The sequence below is a fragment of the Streptomyces avermitilis MA-4680 = NBRC 14893 genome, from assembly GCF_000009765.2.
GTDB lineage: Bacteria > Actinomycetota > Actinomycetes > Streptomycetales > Streptomycetaceae > Streptomyces > Streptomyces avermitilis.
Map to the genome: position 1 here is coordinate 2362118 of NC_003155.5, position 17582 is coordinate 2379699.

A 17582-nucleotide genomic window follows, 5' to 3' on the forward strand; every position below is an offset into this window, starting at 1 on the left:
GGAGACCACCAAGGAGGCCAGCATGGAACGCTACCCGCCCATCGCCGACCACGGGCTCGTCGGGGACCTCCAGACCGCGGCGCTGGTGTCGTCCCAGGGCGTGATCGACTGGTTCGCGGCACCGCGTTTCGACTCGCCCAGTATCTTCGCCTCCCTGCTCGACCACGACGGCGGCGGCCATTTCCTCCTCGCGCCCGAGCACCCCGAGGGGACCTGGAGGCAGCTCTACTACCCGGACACCGGCGTCGTGGTGACCCGCTTCATGTCACCCGACGGAGTCGGCGAGATCATCGACTACATGCCGGTCCTGCCGGGCCCGACGGCGAGCGACCGGCACAGCCTGGTGCGGATCGTACGCTCCGTGCGCGGCACCGTGCGCTTCCGCCTCGTGTGCCGGCCGCGGTTCGACTACGCGCGGGCCACCCACGAACTGGACCTGACGCCCGACACGGCGACGTTCCGGGCCCCGGGAACGACCGCGTTCCTTCAGTCCACCATCCCGCTCGAACGGGACGAGCAGGACGTCCGCGGCGCCATCACCCTCAACGGCGGAGAGTCGGCGGCCGCGGTGTTCACCGTGTGTGCGCCGGGCGGGGAGGCGCCGCCACCGCCCACCACGGAGCGGATCACAGAAGAGCTCTGGGAGAACATCGCGTTCTGGCACGGGTGGGTGCGCACCTCGCGCTACCACGGCCGCTGGACGGACATGGTGCACCGCTCCGCGATCACCCTCAAGCTCCTCACGTACGCGCCCACGGGCGCGCCGGTCGCCGCCGCCACCATGGGACTGCCCGAGCAGGTCGGCGGTGAGCGCAACTGGGACTACCGGTACACCTGGGTGCGGGACGGCTCCCTGTCGGTGCGGGCGCTGCTCGACCTCGGCTTCGTCGAGGAGGCGGCCCGCTTCACGCGCTGGCTGGGCGACCGTCTGAGCGCCCGCGAAGGGCCGGACGACGAACCCCTCCAGATCATGTACCGGGTGGACGGCGACCCTCATCTGACGGAGGAGATCCTGGAGCACTTCGAGGGCTACCGCGGCTCCTACCCGGTCCGGGCCGGCAACGCCGCCTCCGACCAGCTTCAGCTCGACATCTACGGCGAGGCTCTCTATGCCCTGGCCGAGGGCCGCGAGATCGGCGAACAGACGGGCTATCACGGGTGGAAGGCCCTGGCCGGCACCCTGGACTGGCTCGTGGACTCCTGGGACCGGCCCGACGAGGGCATCTGGGAGACCCGGGGCGGACGCCAGGACTTCACCTACAGCCGGGTGATGTGCTGGGCCGCCTTCGACCGCGGCCTGAGGCTGGCCGCCACGTTCCGCAGGCCGGCCGACACCGTGCGCTGGACCCAGGCCCGGGACGCCATCCTCGAACAGGTCATGGAGCGCGGCTGGAACGACAAGGAGCAGGCCCTGGTCCAGCATTACGGCGGCGACGTCCTGGACGCCTCCCTGCTGCTCGCCCCCCGGGTCGGCTTCATCGCCCCCCGGAGCCCCGGCTGGCTCAACACCCTCGACGCCATGGACCGCGTCCTCGTCTCCGACAGCCTCGTCTACCGCTACGACCCGCAGGCCTCCCCCGACGGACTGCGCGGCTCCGAAGGGACGTTCAGCCTGTGCACGTTCCTGTACGTCGACGCTCTCGCCCGCGCGGGGCGCCTCCCCCAGGCCCGCTACACCTTCGAGAAGATGCAGACGTACGCGAACCACGTCGGCCTGTTCGCCGAGGAGATCGGCCCGAGCGGGGAGCAGCTCGGCAACTTCCCCCAGGCCTTCACCCATCTCTCCCTCATCATGGCCGCGACGACCCTGGACGAGGCGCTCGACGGGCCCCACCACTGAACTCCGGTGGCGCGGGCATCAGAACAAGGCGGCACCCCGCTCGAAGTCCAGCAGCCGCCGCTTGCGCTCCAGGCCGCCTCCGTAGCCCGTGAGGCTGCCGTCGGCGCCCACCACACGGTGACAGGGGACGATGATGCCGAGCGGGTTCTTGCCGTTGGCCAGACCCACCGCGCGCGATGCCTTCGGATTGCCGAGGGCGCCGGCGAGTTCGCCGTACGAGCGGGTCTCGCCGTAGGGGATGCGGCGCAGTTGCTCCCACACGGTGCGCTGGAACGGCGTGCCGTCCAGGCGGAGCGGCAGGTCGAACTCCGTCAACTCGCCCGCGAAATAGGCGGTCAGCTGGTCGACCGTCTCGCCGAACGGCGTGTCGTCGCGTGCCCCGAATGTCTCCTCTGAGGGGCGGTGGCGCTGGGCGACCATGTAGAGGCCGCACAGGACGCCGTCCGCCGCGACGAGGGTGAGGGGGCCGTACGGGCTGTCGACGAGCATGTGCTGTTTCACTGGATGTCCTCACACCGGCAGGAAGTTGATCGGGTGGCTGTCCGTCGCCCACAGGTACTGGACCGCGTACGCCCGCCACGGCCGCCAGGCCGCCGCGCGTGCGGTGAGCGCGGCCGGTGTGGACGGCAGGCCCAACTCCTCGGCCGCGCGCCGGATTCCGAGGTCGGTGGGCAGGAACGCGTCGGGGTCGCCGAGGGCGCGCATCGCGATGACGTCCGCGGTCCAGGGGCCGAAGCCGGGGAGGGACAGGAGCCGGGCGCGGGTCTCCTCCCAGTCGCTCTCCACGCCCAGATGAAGTCCGCCCTCGGCCAGTTGGCGGACCAGCGTGGTGAAGGTGGTGCGGCGGGTACGGGGCATCGCGAGCGACTCGGGGGCGACGGCGGCCAGCGCCTCGGGGGCCGGGAAGAGGTGGGTGAGGCCCCCCTCGGGGTCGGTCACCGCTTCGCCGTGCGCGGTGACCAGGCGGGCCGCGTGGGTACGGGCCGCGGCCGTGGACACCTGCTGGCCCAGCACGGCCCGTACCGCGAACTCGGCCTCGTCGACGGTACGCGGCACCCGCCGCCCCGGCGCCTTGTCGACGAGCGGGGCGAGCAGCGGGTCGGCGCGCAACTGGTCGTCGATGGCGACCGGGTCGGCGTCCAGGTCGAGCATGCGGCGGCAGCGGCTGATGGCGACGGGCAGGTCGCGCAGGTCGCTGAGGGAGAGGCGGCACCCTATGTGGTCGGCGGCGGGGGTCAGGGCGACGATCCCGTGCCCGTACGGCAGGCGCAGGGTGCGCCGGTACGCGCCGTCCCGCCATTCCTCCACTCCGGGTACGGCGGTCGCCGCGAGGTGGCCGAAGAGGTTGTCGGGGTTGAGCGGGGCGCGGAAGGGGAGGCGGAGCGTGAGAGCGCCGGGGGACACGACCGTCTTCTTCGGGAGCCTGCCGCGCAGCTCGCTCGGGGAGAGGGCGAAGACCTCGCGCACGGTGTCGTTGAAGGTGCGGATCGAGGAGAAGCCCGCCGCGAAGGCGATCTCCGCCATGGGGAGGCTGGTCGTCTCGATGAGCAGGCGGGCGGTCTGGGCGCGCTGGGCCCGGGCGAGCGCGAGCGGGCCCGCGCCGAGTTCGGCGAGGAGCTGGCGTTCGATCTGGCGGGTGCTGTAGCCGAGCCGGGTGGCGAGGCCGGGCACGCCCTCGCGGTCCACCACGCCGTCGCCGATCAGGCGCATGGCGCGGGCGACGAGGTCGGCGCGCTGGTTCCACTCGGGCGAGCCGGGGCTGGTGTCCGGGCGGCAGCGTTTGCAGGCCCGGAAACCGGCCTGCTGGCAGGCCGCCGCGCTCGGGTAGAACGTCATGTTCGCCGGCTTCGGCGGCACCACCGGGCAGCTCGGACGGCAGTAGATCCTCGTGGTCAGGACCGCCGTGAAGAACCACCCGTCGAACCGCGCGTCCTTGGACCGGACGGCGCGCACGCAGCGCTCACTGTCGATGTGCATCCCGTTCCGCATGCCTCAAGCATCGACCACCGCCGGGGGCGGGGCTGGCGGGATTCCGACATGTACGTGGCGTGGCCTGGCCCCGGACGGCGCGCCTTGCGGTCGGCACGCGGACTCGCGCGGCGGCCGCGGCCCGTGGAGGCCGGCCAGGGCCGTGGCCGGCCCTCATCCGCCCGGCCGCCCTCGCCGCGGGCGGTGGCCGCAGCGCGGCGGCGTGGCGGCCGTCGCGCGCGCGTACGGCCCCGGGACCGCGTCCGGTCAGATGTCGCGCTGCTCCAGGGGCCGTACGGCGGGGCCCTGGAGGATCTGGCCGTCGGGGGCGAAGCGGGAGCCGTGGCAGGGGCATTCCCAGGCCCGTTCGGCTCGGTTGAAGGCCACGAGGCAGCCCAGGTGCGTGCAGCGCGCGGAGACGGCGTGCACCTGTCCGTCGTCGTCGCGGTACACCGCGCAGCGCTCTCCGCCCGCGTGCACGACGGCGCCGTCCCCCGGGGCGATGCCGGTCACCGACGGGCCGGACAGCGGGGGCAGCCGGTCGCCCACGAAGTGCCCTGCCACCTGGGCCTGGTGCTTGAGGAACTCCGTGCCTTCCCGCACGACGGAGGCCACGCGCCCCGGATCGTACAGATCACGCCATGGAGCCGTCCCACCGGTGATCAGCTCGCCCAGCAGGCCGCCCGCCATGATGCCGCCGCTCAGCCCCCAGCCGCCGAAGCCGGTGGCCACGTAGGTGTGGCGGCTGCCGGGGTGGAGTGGCCCGACCAGCGGCACGGAGTCGGTGGAGTCGTTGTCCTGCGTGGCCCACCGGTGCGTGAACGTGAGGTCGCCGAAGTGCCGGGCGGCCCACTCGGCAAGGCGCTCGAACCGCTCCTCGACGTCGTCGCCCGCACCCGGCGTGAAGTGCTCGCCGGTCACGATGAGCAGCCGTTTTCCCTCACCGTACGGCGCCGTGCGCATGGAACGCGTGTTCTCCTCCGGGGTGATGTACATACCCCGCGGGGCCCTCTCCTCGGCGATGGGCGCGGCCACGACCAGTTCGCGGCGGGGTGAGAGCCGGGTGAACAGCAGCGCACGGTCGAAGACCGGGTAGTGCGTGGCGACCACGACGGCGTCGGCGGTGATCCTGGCGCCGTTCTCCGTCGTGAGGACGCAGGGCTCCCCCTCGGTGAGGTCCACGACCCGGGTCCGCTCGTGCATCAGTCCTCCGCGCCGGCGGATCTCGTCGGCCAGCGCCAGCAGGTACTTGCGCGGATGGAACTGGGCCTGGCCCGTGACCCGGACCGCGCCGGCGACCGGGAACGGCAGCTCCGTCTCCGTCACGTACTCGGCGGGCAGCCCGGCCTCGCGGGCCGCCGCGGCCTCCGCGCGTACCTCGTCCGCGCGGGCGCCGTCCCTGACGTAGGTGTACGCCGCCGCCTCCTCCCACTCGCAGTCGATGCCGAGTTCGTCCACGATCTCGGCGGCGCGCCGGATCGCGTCCGTCTGGGAGCGCGCGTACAGCCGCGCGGCGTCCGTCCCGCGGGTACGGCGGAGCCGGTCGTAGACAAGGGTGTGCAGCGCGGTGAGCTTGGCCGTGGTGTGACCGGTGACCCCGGCGGCGATCCGCCCGGCCTCCAGCACCGCGACGCTGCGTCCCCGTCGGGTCAGCTCCCACGCGGCACTCAGTCCGGCGATGCCCGCACCGACCACGGCGACATCGACCGTCGTGTCACCGGCCGGTACGGGCGCGGGGGCACCGGGCGGCGCGGTCTCGAGCCAGTACGACGTCTGTGTGCGTGCCTGAAGGGTCATGCGCTCCGAGTTCCACGCCCGCCCGCGCCCACACCGGGTGTGAAGGAACAGCCGAAGGGGACTCGATCGGTCCGCGCCCAGCCGCGCGCCCCCGGCAATCGACACCCAGGGGCACCAACCCGTCGGCCGGCAAGGAGAAACCGTGCCATCAGCACCCATCGACGGAGGGGCCGATGCGTACTCCACCGACCGACCCGACACCGCCCCGGCCCACCCCCGCGCCGGGACCGACGGACCCGCAGCCCGGCCCGGCGCCGGGCCCCGTGCCCGCCCCCGGGCCCGATCCCGTGCCACCGGCACCGCCGGCGCCACCGGGCCCCGATCCCGTACCGCCGGCGGGTTCGTCGGCCGCGGTGGCAGCGAGTTCGGCGAACCGCCGATGAAGCCGGCTTCCGTCCCGGCCCAGGCCTCGGGCTGAGCCCCGGGCCCTCGTCGACCGGCTGCGCGACGCGCTGACAGGGCGCGGCAAGAAGGACTGACGCTCGCGGCGGCGGCCCGTTCGGACGCGAGTGGTCCGGAGGCCGCTGTCTGCTCCGCGGCGGCGGAGCCCCGCGCCCCGGCCGCCGCACCACGCCTGTTGCCATCGAGCCGACCTGGTCGCGGGCCGTGGACGGGCGCCGTACCCGCTCCGGAGCAAGCACGCCCGCCGTCATGAACTGCGCAGTCTCCTCCAGACGGCCTTGGCCGCGTTGTGGCCCGACATACCGTGCACGCCGGGTCCCGGCGGGGTGGCCGAGGAGCAGATGAAGACGGCCGGGTGGGGGGTGCTGTACGGGAAGAGGGAGAGCCTAGGGCGCAGCAGGAGCTGGAGTCCGGATGCGGCGCCGCAGGCGATGTCACCGCCGACGTAGTTGGCGTTGTGGGCGGCGAGTTCGGGCGGGCCGGCCGTGGCGCGGGCGAGGACACGGTCACGGAAGCCGGGCGCGAACCGCTCCAGCTGGCGCTCCATGGCATCCGTGAGGTCGCCCGTCCACCCGTTCGGAACGTGGCCGTACGCCCAGAAGACCTGCTTTCCGTCCGGCGCCCGCGAGGGGTCGACGACGCTGGGCTGCACGGTGATCAGGAAGGGCGGGTCGGGAGCCCGGCCCTCGCGCGAGGCGGCGCGCAGGGCGGTGCCGATCTCCGCGCTGCTCGCGCCGATCTGCACGGTGCCGGCGGTGCGCGCCTCCTTCGCCGTCCACGGCACGGGGCCGTCCAGCGCGTAGTCGATCTTGAATACGCTTGCCCCGTACCGGTATCCCTCGTAGTACCTGCCGAAGCCGGCGATCCGGGCCAGCGCGGTGGGCGAGGTGTCGAAGACGTAGGCCCGCGCGGGCGGCAGGTCGTCGAGGCGCTTGACCTCGTAGTCCGTGTGGACGGTGCCGCCGAGGTCCTTGAGGTACGCGGTGAGCGCGTCGGAGATGGACTGGGAGCCGCCGCGGGCGACGGGCCAGCCGCGGGCGTGTGCGGCCAGGGCGAAGACGAGGCCGACGGCTCCGGTGGCGATGCCGTCGAGCGGGGCGATGACATGCGCCACGAGCCCGGCGAACAGCGCCTTCGCGCGCTCGTCGCGAAAGCGGCGGGTCAGCCAGGTCGAGGGGGGCAGCCCGACGAGGCCGAAGCGGGCGAGGGTGACCGGGTCGCGGGGCAGCGCGGTGAGGGGGAGCGACATGAAGTCCTGCGCCAGGGTGTCCCAGCGGCTGAGGAAGGGCTCCACCAGCCTGCGGTACGTGCCCGCGTCACGCGGCCCGAAGGAGGCGGCCGTCTCGGCCACGGACCGGGACAGGACCGCTGCCGTGCCGTCGGTGAACGGGTGCGCCATGGGCCGCTCGGCGTGCAGCCACTGAAGTCCGTACCGCTCCAGCGGCATCGCCCTGAACGCGGGCGAGTTGATCCCCAGCGGGTGTGCGGCGGAGCACGGGTCGTGGCGGAAACCGGGCAGGGTCAGCTCTTGGGTGCGCGCCCCGCCGCCCACGGTGTCGCGGGCCTCGAAGACGGCCACGGAGAAGCCGCGGCGCGCCAGCTCCACGGCAGCCGTCAGTCCGTTCGGTCCCGCACCCACCACGACCACATCGAGCATCGACGGCACCTTCGGACTCCTTCGTCAGCCGATCGGCCACTGGGGATCAGGATATGCCGCTGGACCGACAGCGCCGGGGCGCGGGGGGCCCTTGCCCGGTGACGCACAGGTTCCGTTTCCGGGTGCCGGAGGAGGCTGCCTGGAGGGGCCCGCCGACCGCGCGTCTCACGGCTCAGCCGCCGGCCGACAGCAGCCCCACCACCCGGCGGGCCGTCGCCTCGTCCCGCGCCGCCGTGAACGGGAGCGCGTTGCCGCCGGTTATCCGGAACGGCTCGCCCGCGCGGGTCAGATGGGCGCCGCCCGCCTCCTCGACCAGCAGCAGGCCGGCCGCGTGATCCCAGGCCGCCTCCCAGGAGAACGCCGTCGCGTCCAACTCGCCCCGGGCGACGGCGAGATACTCGAGCCCCGCCGAGCCGCACGGGCGCGGGAGGACGCCCTCGGTGCGCAGGGCGAGGAGTGCGCGCTTCTGTTCTTCCGTGGTGTAGTCCGGGTGGGACGTGGCCACTTCGAGGTCACGGCCCGGATCGGGCGCGCCCGAGCGCAGCGGTTCGCCGTCGAGGTGGGCCCCGCGGCCCCGTATCGCCGTGGCCAACTGGTCGAGGGCCGGGGCGTAGGTCCACGACGCGTGGACGACGCCGCCCTGCGCCAGCGCGACCAGTGTGCAGAAGCCCGGGTCACCGTGCACGAACTGGCGGGTGCCGTCGACCGGGTCGACGATCCAGACCGGCGCCTCGCCCTGAATCGCCTCGTATGTCACGGGGTTGGCGTGCACCGCCTCCTCGCCGACCACGACCGAGCCGGGCAGGAGCTTGGCGAGCACCTCGGTGAGGTACGCCTCGGCCTTGCGGTCGGCGTCCGTGACCAGGTCGTGCGGGCCGCTCTTCTGGTCGATCTCGTGCGCGGCGAGCTGCCGGAAGCGCGGCATGATCTCGGTCGCGGCCGCCTGGCGGACCGCCTCTTCGACGTCTGACGTGCGGTGGGCGAGAAACTCTTCGATGGTTTCGGTGTCTCCGATCATGACTCCATGACAGCACGCGCCACTGACAATCCCCACCCGTCCGGTGTACTACGGGTGGAATCGGCATGAATACCCGGTTCGGAGATCAGCGCCCGACCGCGTACCCCTGCATCCCCCGCGGGTTCGCCGCCGCCGACAGGACACCGGTCTCCGGGTCCCGGGCGACCGCGCACAGCCGCCCCTCGGACCAGGCCTCGCCGACCAGGACGTCGTGGCCGCGCCGCCGCAGCTCCTCGACGACCCCGGGGTCCGTACGGGACTCGACGGTCACACTGCCGGGGCGCGTCCCGCGCGGGTAGAAGGAGCCGGGGAAGCTGTCGTTGTGCCAGTTCGGGGCGTCGATGGCGCCCTGGAGGTCGAGGCCGCCCCGGACCCCGGAGCGCAGGACGACGGCCAGGAAGAAGTGGGTCTGCCACTGGTCCTGCTGGTCGCCGCCGGGCGTGCCGAACGCGAGCACGGGGACTTGGTCCCGCAACGCCAGCGAGGGCGTGAGGGTGGTGCGGGGGCGGCGGCCCGGGGTGAGGGAGTTCGGCAGGCCCTCGTCCAGCCAGGCCATCTGGAGCCGGGTACCGAGCGGAAAGCCGAGTTCGGGCACGACCGGGTTGGACTGGAGCCAGCCGCCGCTGGGCGTGGCCGCGATCATGTTGCCCCACCTGTCGACGACGTCGAGGTGGCAGGTGTCGCCCCGGGTGCCCCCGTCCGCCGCGATGTCCGGTTCCCCGGGCACCGGGGACAGCGGGCTCTTGGCGACGGTGGGCTCGCCCGCTCCCGGGGGACCGAACGCGGGCTCGGGTTCGTCGGCGGCCACCACGCGTGCGTGCCCGCTCATCCGCGGGGTCCGCCCGCCCGGGCTGCCGGGGCGCAGCTCGTACGAGGCCTTGTGGCCGACGAGCACCCGCCGCTCGGCGTTGTACGCGTCCGACAGCAGCTCGGCCAGCGGCACCTCGGCCGCGTCGCCGTACCAGGCCTCACGGTCGGCCATGGCGAGCTTGCAGCCCTCGATGAGGAGGTGGACGTAGTCGGCGGACCCATAGCGCGGCAGCTCGGGCGGGAGCAGCGCGAGCTGCTGGAGGAGGACCGGGCCCTGGCTCCAGGGGCCGGCCTTGCACAGCGTCCAGCCCTGCCAGTCGTACGTCGCCGGAGCCTCGTAGGTCGCGGCCCAGGAGGCGAGATCGGCGGCCGTCAGCGTGCCGGTGTGCCGCTCGCCGCTGGTGTCCAGGGTGGGCCGCCCGGACTGGCGTACGAGCGCCTCGGCGATGAACCCGCCACGCCACACCTCCCGTGCCCTCTCGATCTGGGCCACCCGGTCTCCGGTGCCCGACACCTCGGCGATCAGCCGTTTCCAGGTCGCGGCGAGCGCCGGGTTGCGGAACAGTTCACCCGGCCGTGGCGCCTTTCCGCCGGGCAGATACACCTCGGCCGACGAGACCCACTCCGTCTCGAACAGCTCGCGCACCGTCTCGACGGTCTCCCCGACGCGCTCCACGGGCGCGTGCCCGTCCTGCGCGTATCCGATGGCGTACTTGAGGACGTCCGCGAGGGACTTCGTTCCGTAGTCGCGCAGGAGGAGCATCCAGGCGTCGAACGCACCCGGAACGGCGGCCGCGAGCGGCCCCGTACCGGGTACGAGATCCAGACCGAGTCCCTTGTAGTGCTCGATCGTGGCTCCGGCCGGCGCGACTCCCTGCCCGCACAGCACCCGCACCTCACCGCCCGCCGGGGCGAGGATGATCGGCACCTCTCCCCCGGGCCCGTTGAGGTGCGGCTCGACGACATGCAGGACGAAACCGGCGGCGACGGCGGCGTCGTAGGCGTTGCCGCCCTCCTCCAGGACGGCCATCGCCGACTGGGAGGCGAGCCAGTGCGTGGAGGACACCATGCCGAAGGTGCCCTGGAGGGTGGGGCGGGTCGTGAACATACGGCCTCTCACCTCGCTGTTTCCGCTCATCGGCCAGATCGGTCGGCGCTCAGGATCGGCCCTGGGGGGAATCTGGGGAGTTCGAGTCACACGCGAGAGATCCAATCACGGCACCGAAGCCCACGCGGGCACGCTTCAGACCCCCTGCTCACGGACGCGTACGGCACCCACGCGAGAGGCCCGGAGAATCCGCACAAAAGCGCCACACAGACTGCACTCAGGCTTTCGAAAGCCTCGTTAGCGTTGCTGGCTGCTCGATTCCACGTGCGAACGTGACCAGGCCCCGGCGGGGCGACGGCATGTCAACTCAGGAAGACCGCAAATGGACTACTGCTCCTCGTGTCGCCGGCATCTCAATGGCGCCCTGGTGTGTCCCGGGTGCGGTGCCTACGCTCCGGACATCGCACCGGCCACCGTCGACGGTGGCGTCGTCCCGAGCTGGGCCGGCACGGCGACGACGGGCACGACGGTGAGCGAGTCGGTGCCGTGGGAGTACCCGGCCTCGGACACGTGGCACGACGGCCGTCTTCGTGACGAGGCAGCGGTCGAAGCCGGCCTGGAGGAGGCCCCGGAGACCGACCCGTACGGCGACCTCGAGGGCACGATGCCCGCACCCGCACCGCAAGGGCGGGCGGCGCGGCGTCGCCAGCTGGCCCGCTGGAAGAAGAACCAGCGCCGGGCCGTGGTCGCGACTGCCGTCGCACTCGTCGGAGGCGGCCTGACCGTCGCCGCGATGGACCGGCACTCCGCCGACCGGGCACAGGCGTCCACCGCGCCGGAGGTCGCGACCATGGGCACCGCGGACGAACAGGTGGCTGAGCAGCCCCACCCCTCGTCGACACAACCCGGAACTCGCCTGTCTTCGCACACTCCCCCCGCGCAGTCGCCCACGACCGACCTTCCGCGCCGGCGGTCCGCCGCCGCCCCGCCCCGCGTCACACCGCCGAGCGCTCAGCCGTTCGCCGCCGCCTCTCCCCCTCCGACGGCGAGGGCGGCGGCCCCGCAGCCTCGGACCGCCTCCCCGTCCACCGTCGGAACGGTGCCCGACGGCACCGGTACGGCGGCGAAGGAAACGTCCGCGTCTGCCGGCGCCGATGACACGGCCCCGGGAGCACCGCAGGCGAGCCCCGCGCCCACAACGACTTCACCTTCGCAGATCTGCCTGCTCCTGGTGTGCCTCGGCTGATCGGCCGTTCAACGTCAGCGAGTGCGGACGGAGCCTGCGGGGACCGGGGAGTTCTCTCAGTACCCGCTCGGGCTTCTCAGAGCTTCCCGCCGATCTCGCAGGCCCGGCACGGCGGCCGGCCGCAGGTGCACTGCGTGATGGCGTCGAGGACGTCGCGATCGTGGTAGAGGCACTCGTCCTTGCAGGTGTGGCGCGGGATGAATCCCGCCGGGATCTCACCGGGCCACGGCTCGTGACCGTCCCGGCAGCGGGCGAACCGCTCGGGGTCGGTGGAGTGCAGGTCGTGCATGCTCGACCGCGCCTCGTCCTCCAGTTCCCGCACTCGCTGCACCAGGCTCTTCAGCTCGGTGGCAATGCTGGAGTACCGGTCGGCGCCGGTCCTTACGTGTGCGGCCCGCAGTGCCATCGCCGCGTTGCCCAAAAAACGGCCGGCATCCTGAAGGTCGGTCACGTGATGCAACTGAATGCCGTTCACGCCCCGTACCCACACGGCGTCCATGCTGCTCACTGATCCACCTTTCCAGCGTTCGCCTTGATTACCTTGCGAAACAGTATGCGCGGCGCCGGTGCCTCCGCATAGAAAAACTGTCTATTCAGCAAGCTAAGGGTCTCCGTCGCGCCCCGCCAGCAGATTCCGGGTGAGTCGGCTCACAGAAGACATGGGCCCGCAACAGGCATGACCAGCAGAAGGTCCATTGCTCACTCACGTGGTGGATCTTCAGCCGCGTCTTCCAATGGATCTTCTGCTGATTTCTTGTCCGCCCTCTGTTATTGAGCCGCCGTTCCGGCTCAATATGCGTTATCCGGTGACCGTGTAGGAGCGCGCTCCCGTTCCGGCTAGCCCACCACCGTCGACGATCAGGTACTCCGGACGGATGGGGCGCCCGTCGAACCAGCACTCCAGGATCTCCCGGGTACCGGCGGCGTAGCGGGCCTGCGCCGAGAGGGTCGAACCGGACACGTGCGGCGTCATCGCCTCGTACGGCATGGTGCGCCACGGATGGTCGGGCGGTGGCGGCTGCGGATACCAGACGTCACCGGCGTATCCGGCCAGTTGGCCGCTGTTGAGGGCCCGCACCACGGCATCCCGGTCGACGATGAGCGCGCGTGCGGTGTTGACGATGTACGAACCGCGCTTCATGGCCCCGATCAGGTCGTCGTCGAAGAGGTTCTGCGTCTGCGGATGCAGCGGGGTGTGGATCGACAGCACGTCGACCGAGGAGGCCAGCGAACGAGCGTCGGGATGCCAGGTCAGCTCCAGTTCCTCTTCGACCTCCTTGGGCAGCCGGTGCACGTCGCTGTAGTGCAGCCTTACGTCGAACGGCGCCAGGCGGCGCAGTACCGCCTGGCCGATCCGGCCGGAGCCGAGGACGCCGACGTCCATGCCTTCGAGGTCGTAGGCGCGCGAGACGCTGTCGGCGATGTTCCAGCCCTTCTTGGCGGTCACCCAGTCGTGGGCCGGCATGTAGTTGTGGACCAGAGTGAGGATCTGCATGACGGCGTGCTCGGACACGCTGATGCTGTTGCTGAAGGTCACCTCCGCCACCGTCATGCCGTGGGCGATGGCGCTCGGCAGGTCGACGTGGTCCGACCCGATCCCCGCCGTGATCGCGAGTTTGAGCCGGGGCGCGGAGGCGATCCGCTCGGCGGTCAGATAAGCGGGCCAGAAGGGCTGCGAGATGACCACGTCCGCGTCGGGCAGCTCGCGGTCCAGAGTGGAGTCCGGCGCTTCCTTGTCGCTGGTGACGACATAGGTGTCGCCTCGGTCCTCCAGGAACCGGCGTAGTCCCAGTTCTCCGGAGACGCTGCCGAGGAGCTGCCCCGGGGTGAAATCTATGGTTTGTGGGGTCGGCGTTGTCTGACCGCCCGGATATCCGGTGATGGCCGGAATCTCATCGCGGGCGTAGTCGGGAGGATAACCGCCCACGGGGTCGGGATAGAGCACCGCAAGGATCTTTGCCATGGCCGTCCTCCATCGGTGGGGCCGCCGCTCCGGCTGAACCGGTCGAGTACCGATGATCTTGAATTTTAGTTGAGCATGCGTCGGCGCTGCAATCCCCACGGATATTATGGAAGTGGGCCAGTGGATAAGGATGCGGATATTCGATCAGGCCTGCGGCAGGAGTTCGGGCGACAGCGTGTACCGATCCGTGTTCTGTACGGAGGCTTCTGATGCGGGCGGACGAATCCGGGCCCGAGCGGGAATCCCGAGAGCCCACGCACATCCCCGGCGCCGAACCCGAACTGGGTGGCGAGCCCACGCCGCGAGGCGAGCCCGGGCCGGGATTCGAGCCCGGGCCGGGAGGCGAGCCCGCACCGTCACGCGCGCCGTTCCGCTCACGTCTGCGCAAGGGCGTCCTGGCGGCGGTCGCGCTCGGCGGCGTTCTGGGCGGGTCGGCCCGCTACGCCCTGGGACTGACGTTTCCCACACCTCGGGGGACGTTTCCGGTGACGACGTTTGCCGTCAACGTGTCCGGTGCGTTCCTACTGGCGCTGCTGCTCGTGTACGTACTCGAGATCTGGCCGCCGACCCGGTACGTGCGACCGTTCGCCGCCGTCGGGTTTCTCGGCTCCTTCACCACTTTCTCGACGTGGATGGTCGACACCGATCGCCTTCTGGGTCACGGCCACTACGCAGTCGCGGCCTTCAACGTGTTCGGCAGTCTGTTCGCCGGCCTGGCCGCCACCGGTCTGGGCCTGGCCATCGGCAGGATGGCCCTGGCCCGGCGGGTACGGCTGGCCGCGCGGCACGGCCGCGCCCGCCGGTACGGCTGGTGGGTCCGGTGATCGTCACCCTGCTCGCCGTCGGTGCCGCGGCCGCGGTCGGGGCGGTCGCGCGCTACATGCTCGACCAGTACGTGCAGTACCGAAGCCCGGGCCTGTTCCCGCTCGGCACATGGCTGATCAACGTCACCGGTTCGTTCGTGCTGGGGCTTCTGGTGGGCCTCGGCGCGCGGCACGGACTGCCGGAGCAGTTCGTGCCCATTGCCGGCGTCGGATTCTGCGGCGCCTATACAACGTTCTCCACATTCAGTTACGAGTTGGTCCACCTGCGCGAGAAGGGACAGGTCAGAAAGTCCCTGCTGTACGGCGCTTCGAGCCTCACGGCGGGTCTTCTGGCGGCAGCGGCGGGGCTCGCCGTCGAATCGTTCTGAGAATCGAATCGCTCCGGGAATCGAATCGCTCCGGGAAGGGCAGGACCAGCCGTCGGGGACTTGACACGTGGATTCACGAGACGTCTCCTTGAACGTAGGAAACATTATGTGGCGTACGCCTCTCCGGACACGCCGCACGCGATCGGGTTGGCCAGCGTCCACCGAAATCCGGAGGCTGCTGATGGCAACCTATGAATATCTATGCAGCCGCTGCGGGGCCTTCGATGTGAAGTTGGAAATCGGGACGGCGCCCCGGGCTTACGGTTGCCCTGTTTGCGCAGGCGCTGCGAGACGTGTGTATTCCTCGCCCGGTCTCTCGCTGACCTCGCACGCGGTCGCCGCCCTCCACGTCCGGGAGGAGCAGGCGCGTGAGGCCCCGGCAGTAGTCTCCCAAGTGCCGCCACGCAGAAGGGTGCCACGGCACCCGCACCCCGCGCTCTCGCGGCTTCCGCGTCTCTGAGGGCGGTGGTCGACAAGGCAGAACGTCTCATGCGGGTTTCGGCATCGGAACACGACGTCGTTCCCGCAGCGCTGTGCGGAATACGGAATCACGCAACGCGGGCCGGGAGTCGAGCCGCATCCCCGGCAGCTCACCGGCAGTCCGGGCACGACGCGATTCCGCCCCCCACGCGGACTTAGGAGGTGCGTCCCCGTGGGAAACGTGGGACTGCTCTTTGTCGGTGCGGTGCTCTTCATGAACGGACTGCTGCTGCTCGGGAAGGTTGATGCCAAAGCAGCAGCGGTGTTCAACCTTTTCATAGGCGCACTACAGGTACTGACGCCGACTTACCTCATCTTCACCGCCAACGGCGACCCCATGAAGATCCTGGCGGCATCAGGCATCTACCTCTTCGGGTTCACCTACCTCTATGTAGGTATCGGCCTGCTCACCGGTCTCGACAGCACCGGCGTCGGCTACTACTCGCTGTTCGTGGCAGTTGCCGCCCTGGGATACTCGTTCGTCAATTTCCGGCTCTTCAAGGACTACCCCTTCGGGGTCATCTGGCTCTACTGGGCCTACCTGTGGTTCCTGTTCTTCCTGCTGCTCGGTCTCAAGAAGGACGACCTCAAGATCTATACCGGTTGGGTCACGGCGATCGAAGGCTGGGTCACGGGTGCGATTCCCGCGGGGCTGCTGCTCTCCGGCTACTGGAAGCACCCCACCGAGACCGCCATCGCACTGGCGGTCTTCGGCGTGGTGGTGTTCGTGGGGCTGTGGCCGCGCACCCATAGAACGCCCCGGCCGACCTCAGCCGCCCCGCGGACCGGAGGTGTGGGCGCACCAACGTGACCGGATCAGAAACGAGGAGTTCTCATGCCTGAAATTCTCTTCAGTGTGGACCACAGCAAGTCGATGCGTGACCAGGCCGTGCCCGGCCACAACAGGTGGCACCCGGACGTCCCCACCGTCGCCATGGTGAAGCCAGGAGCGGAGTTCCGCATGGAGTGCCGCGACTGGACCGACTGCCAGGTCGGCAACAACGACACCGCCAACGACGTACGCGACATCGACCTGACCATCCCTCACATGCTCAGCGGCCCGATAGGCGTGGAGGGCGCCGAACCCGGCGACCTGCTCGTCGTCGACATCCTCGACCTCGGCCCCGTTCCGCAGCAGACCGGGGACGCGGCAGGACAGGGCTGGGGCTATACCGGCATCTTCGCCAAGGCCAACGGCGGAGGCTTCCTGACCGACTACTTCCCGGACGCCTACAAGGCCGTATGGGACTTCCACGGACAGCAGGCCGTCTCCCGCCACCTTCCCGGGATCCGCTTCACCGGAATCACCCACCCCGGGTTGTTCGGAACCGCTCCGTCCGCCGAGATGCTCGCCCGCTGGAACACCCGCGAGCAGGCGCTGATCGACACCGACCCGAACCGGGTCCCCCCGCTCGCCGTACCGCCGGACGCCACCAACGCACTCGCCGGCACGGCCACCGGAGACCTCGCACGGCGCATCGGCGAAGAAGGCGCACGCACGGTGCCGGCCCGCGAGAACGGAGGCAACCACGACATCAAGAACTTCACCCGGGGATCGAGGGTCTTCTACCCCGTACACGTCCAGGACGCGAAGCTCTCAGGCGGCGACCTGCACTTCAGCCAGGGCGACGGAGAGATCACCTTCTGCGGCGCCATCGAGATGGGCGGCTTCATCGACTTCCACGTCGACCTGATCAAGGGCGGCATGGAGACGTACGGCATCTCCACCAACCCCGTGTTCATTCCGGGCAACGTCGAGCCGAGGTACACGGAGTTCCTCACCTTCATCGGGATCTCCGTCGACCACGACACGGACACGAACTACTACCTGGACGCGACGCTGGCCTACCGCCGGGCCTGCCTCAACGCCGTCGAGTACTTCAAGAAGTTCGGCTACAGCGGAGAGCAGGCCTACCTGCTGCTCGGCTCCTCCCCCATAGAGGGACGCATCAGCGGCATCGTCGACATCCCCAACGCCTGCTGCTCGCTGTACGTACCCACCGCCATGTTCGACTTCGACGTGCGGCCGACCGCCGCCGGCCCGATGAAGGCCGACCGCGGCCAGTGCGCGCTGGCCACTGCCTGAACCGGACCACGAGGGATGCGTGCCCTCAGGCAAGAGCGACGGGCCCAGGGGCGTCACCGGAACACCGGTGACGCC

At 70.9% G+C, this 17582-nt stretch carries 15 protein-coding genes; 7 read left to right on the forward strand and 8 right to left on the reverse strand.

Annotated features, from left to right (window positions below; all coding sequences use genetic code 11):
- The first annotated feature begins 22 nt into the window (after positions 1–22).
- Entirely contained in the window at positions 23–1840 is a 1818-nt protein-coding gene (locus tag SAVERM_RS10180) for a glycoside hydrolase family 15 protein (protein ID WP_010983371.1), read from the forward strand.
- A gap of 18 nt (positions 1841–1858) precedes the next feature.
- Here the strand turns inward: SAVERM_RS10180 and SAVERM_RS10185 are convergent, their stop codons facing one another.
- The 6 genes from SAVERM_RS10185 to SAVERM_RS10215 form a co-directional block, all read right to left on the reverse strand.
- A complete protein-coding gene (locus SAVERM_RS10185; RefSeq protein ID WP_010983372.1) occupies positions 1859–2341 on the reverse strand; it encodes a methylated-DNA--[protein]-cysteine S-methyltransferase in 483 nt (160 codons plus the stop codon).
- A gap of 9 nt (positions 2342–2350) precedes the next feature.
- Positions 2351–3829 carry an AlkA N-terminal domain-containing protein gene (locus tag SAVERM_RS10190; protein WP_269966654.1) on the reverse strand — a complete coding sequence of 493 codons (1479 nt, stop codon included), beginning with the start codon at positions 3827–3829 and terminating at the stop codon, positions 2351–2353.
- A 246-nt stretch (positions 3830–4075) separates the two neighbouring features.
- Positions 4076–5605, reverse strand: a complete 1530-nt coding sequence (locus tag SAVERM_RS10195; protein WP_010983374.1) for an FAD-dependent oxidoreductase — start codon at positions 5603–5605, stop codon at positions 4076–4078.
- Between the two features lie 649 nt (positions 5606–6254).
- Entirely contained in the window at positions 6255–7664 is a 1410-nt protein-coding gene (locus tag SAVERM_RS10205; RefSeq protein WP_037647502.1) for a phytoene desaturase family protein, read from the reverse strand.
- A 172-nt stretch (positions 7665–7836) separates the two neighbouring features.
- Positions 7837–8682, reverse strand: a complete 846-nt coding sequence (locus tag SAVERM_RS10210) for an inositol monophosphatase family protein (protein WP_010983376.1) — start codon at positions 8680–8682, stop codon at positions 7837–7839.
- Positions 8683–8767: 85 nt separating this feature from the next.
- Positions 8768–10600: a gamma-glutamyltransferase family protein gene (locus SAVERM_RS10215; RefSeq protein WP_037647321.1), complete on the reverse strand. Its 1833-nt coding sequence runs from the start codon at positions 10598–10600 to the stop codon at positions 8768–8770.
- A 322-nt stretch (positions 10601–10922) separates the two neighbouring features.
- Between SAVERM_RS10215 and SAVERM_RS42705 the strand changes: the two genes are divergently transcribed.
- Positions 10923–11786 (forward strand): SCO2400 family protein, encoded by an 864-nt coding sequence (locus SAVERM_RS42705; protein ID WP_010983378.1) that lies wholly within the window; start codon positions 10923–10925, stop codon positions 11784–11786.
- Between the two features lie 76 nt (positions 11787–11862).
- On the opposite strand, the gene SAVERM_RS10225 is transcribed toward SAVERM_RS42705, so the two are convergent.
- On the reverse strand, positions 11863–12285 hold the full coding sequence (locus SAVERM_RS10225; RefSeq protein WP_037647319.1) for a hypothetical protein: 423 nt from the start codon (positions 12283–12285) through the stop codon (positions 11863–11865).
- Between the two features lie 300 nt (positions 12286–12585).
- Positions 12586–13749: an NAD-dependent formate dehydrogenase gene (locus SAVERM_RS10230; protein WP_010983380.1), complete on the reverse strand. Its 1164-nt coding sequence runs from the start codon at positions 13747–13749 to the stop codon at positions 12586–12588.
- A gap of 209 nt (positions 13750–13958) precedes the next feature.
- Between SAVERM_RS10230 and SAVERM_RS10235 the strand changes: the two genes are divergently transcribed.
- The 5 genes from SAVERM_RS10235 to fmdA all read left to right on the forward strand — a co-directional run bounded on the left by SAVERM_RS10235 (position 13959) and on the right by fmdA (position 17507).
- A complete protein-coding gene (locus SAVERM_RS10235; protein ID WP_010983381.1) occupies positions 13959–14573 on the forward strand; it encodes a fluoride efflux transporter FluC in 615 nt (204 codons plus the stop codon).
- Positions 14570–14941, forward strand: coding sequence for a fluoride efflux transporter CrcB (crcB, locus tag SAVERM_RS10240; RefSeq protein ID WP_010983382.1), 372 nt, complete (start codon positions 14570–14572; stop codon positions 14939–14941). The genes SAVERM_RS10235 and crcB overlap by 4 nt, the downstream gene beginning before the upstream one ends.
- Positions 14942–15122: 181 nt before the next feature.
- Entirely contained in the window at positions 15123–15401 is a 279-nt protein-coding gene (locus SAVERM_RS45890) for an FmdB family zinc ribbon protein (RefSeq protein ID WP_078234617.1), read from the forward strand.
- 192 nt (positions 15402–15593) lie between these two features.
- Positions 15594–16232, forward strand: a complete 639-nt coding sequence (locus SAVERM_RS10245; RefSeq protein ID WP_010983383.1) for an AmiS/UreI family transporter — start codon at positions 15594–15596, stop codon at positions 16230–16232.
- Positions 16233–16256: 24 nt separating this feature from the next.
- Positions 16257–17507, forward strand: coding sequence for a formamidase (gene fmdA / locus SAVERM_RS10250; protein ID WP_010983384.1), 1251 nt, complete (start codon positions 16257–16259; stop codon positions 17505–17507).
- Positions 17508–17582: the final 75 nt, after the last annotated feature.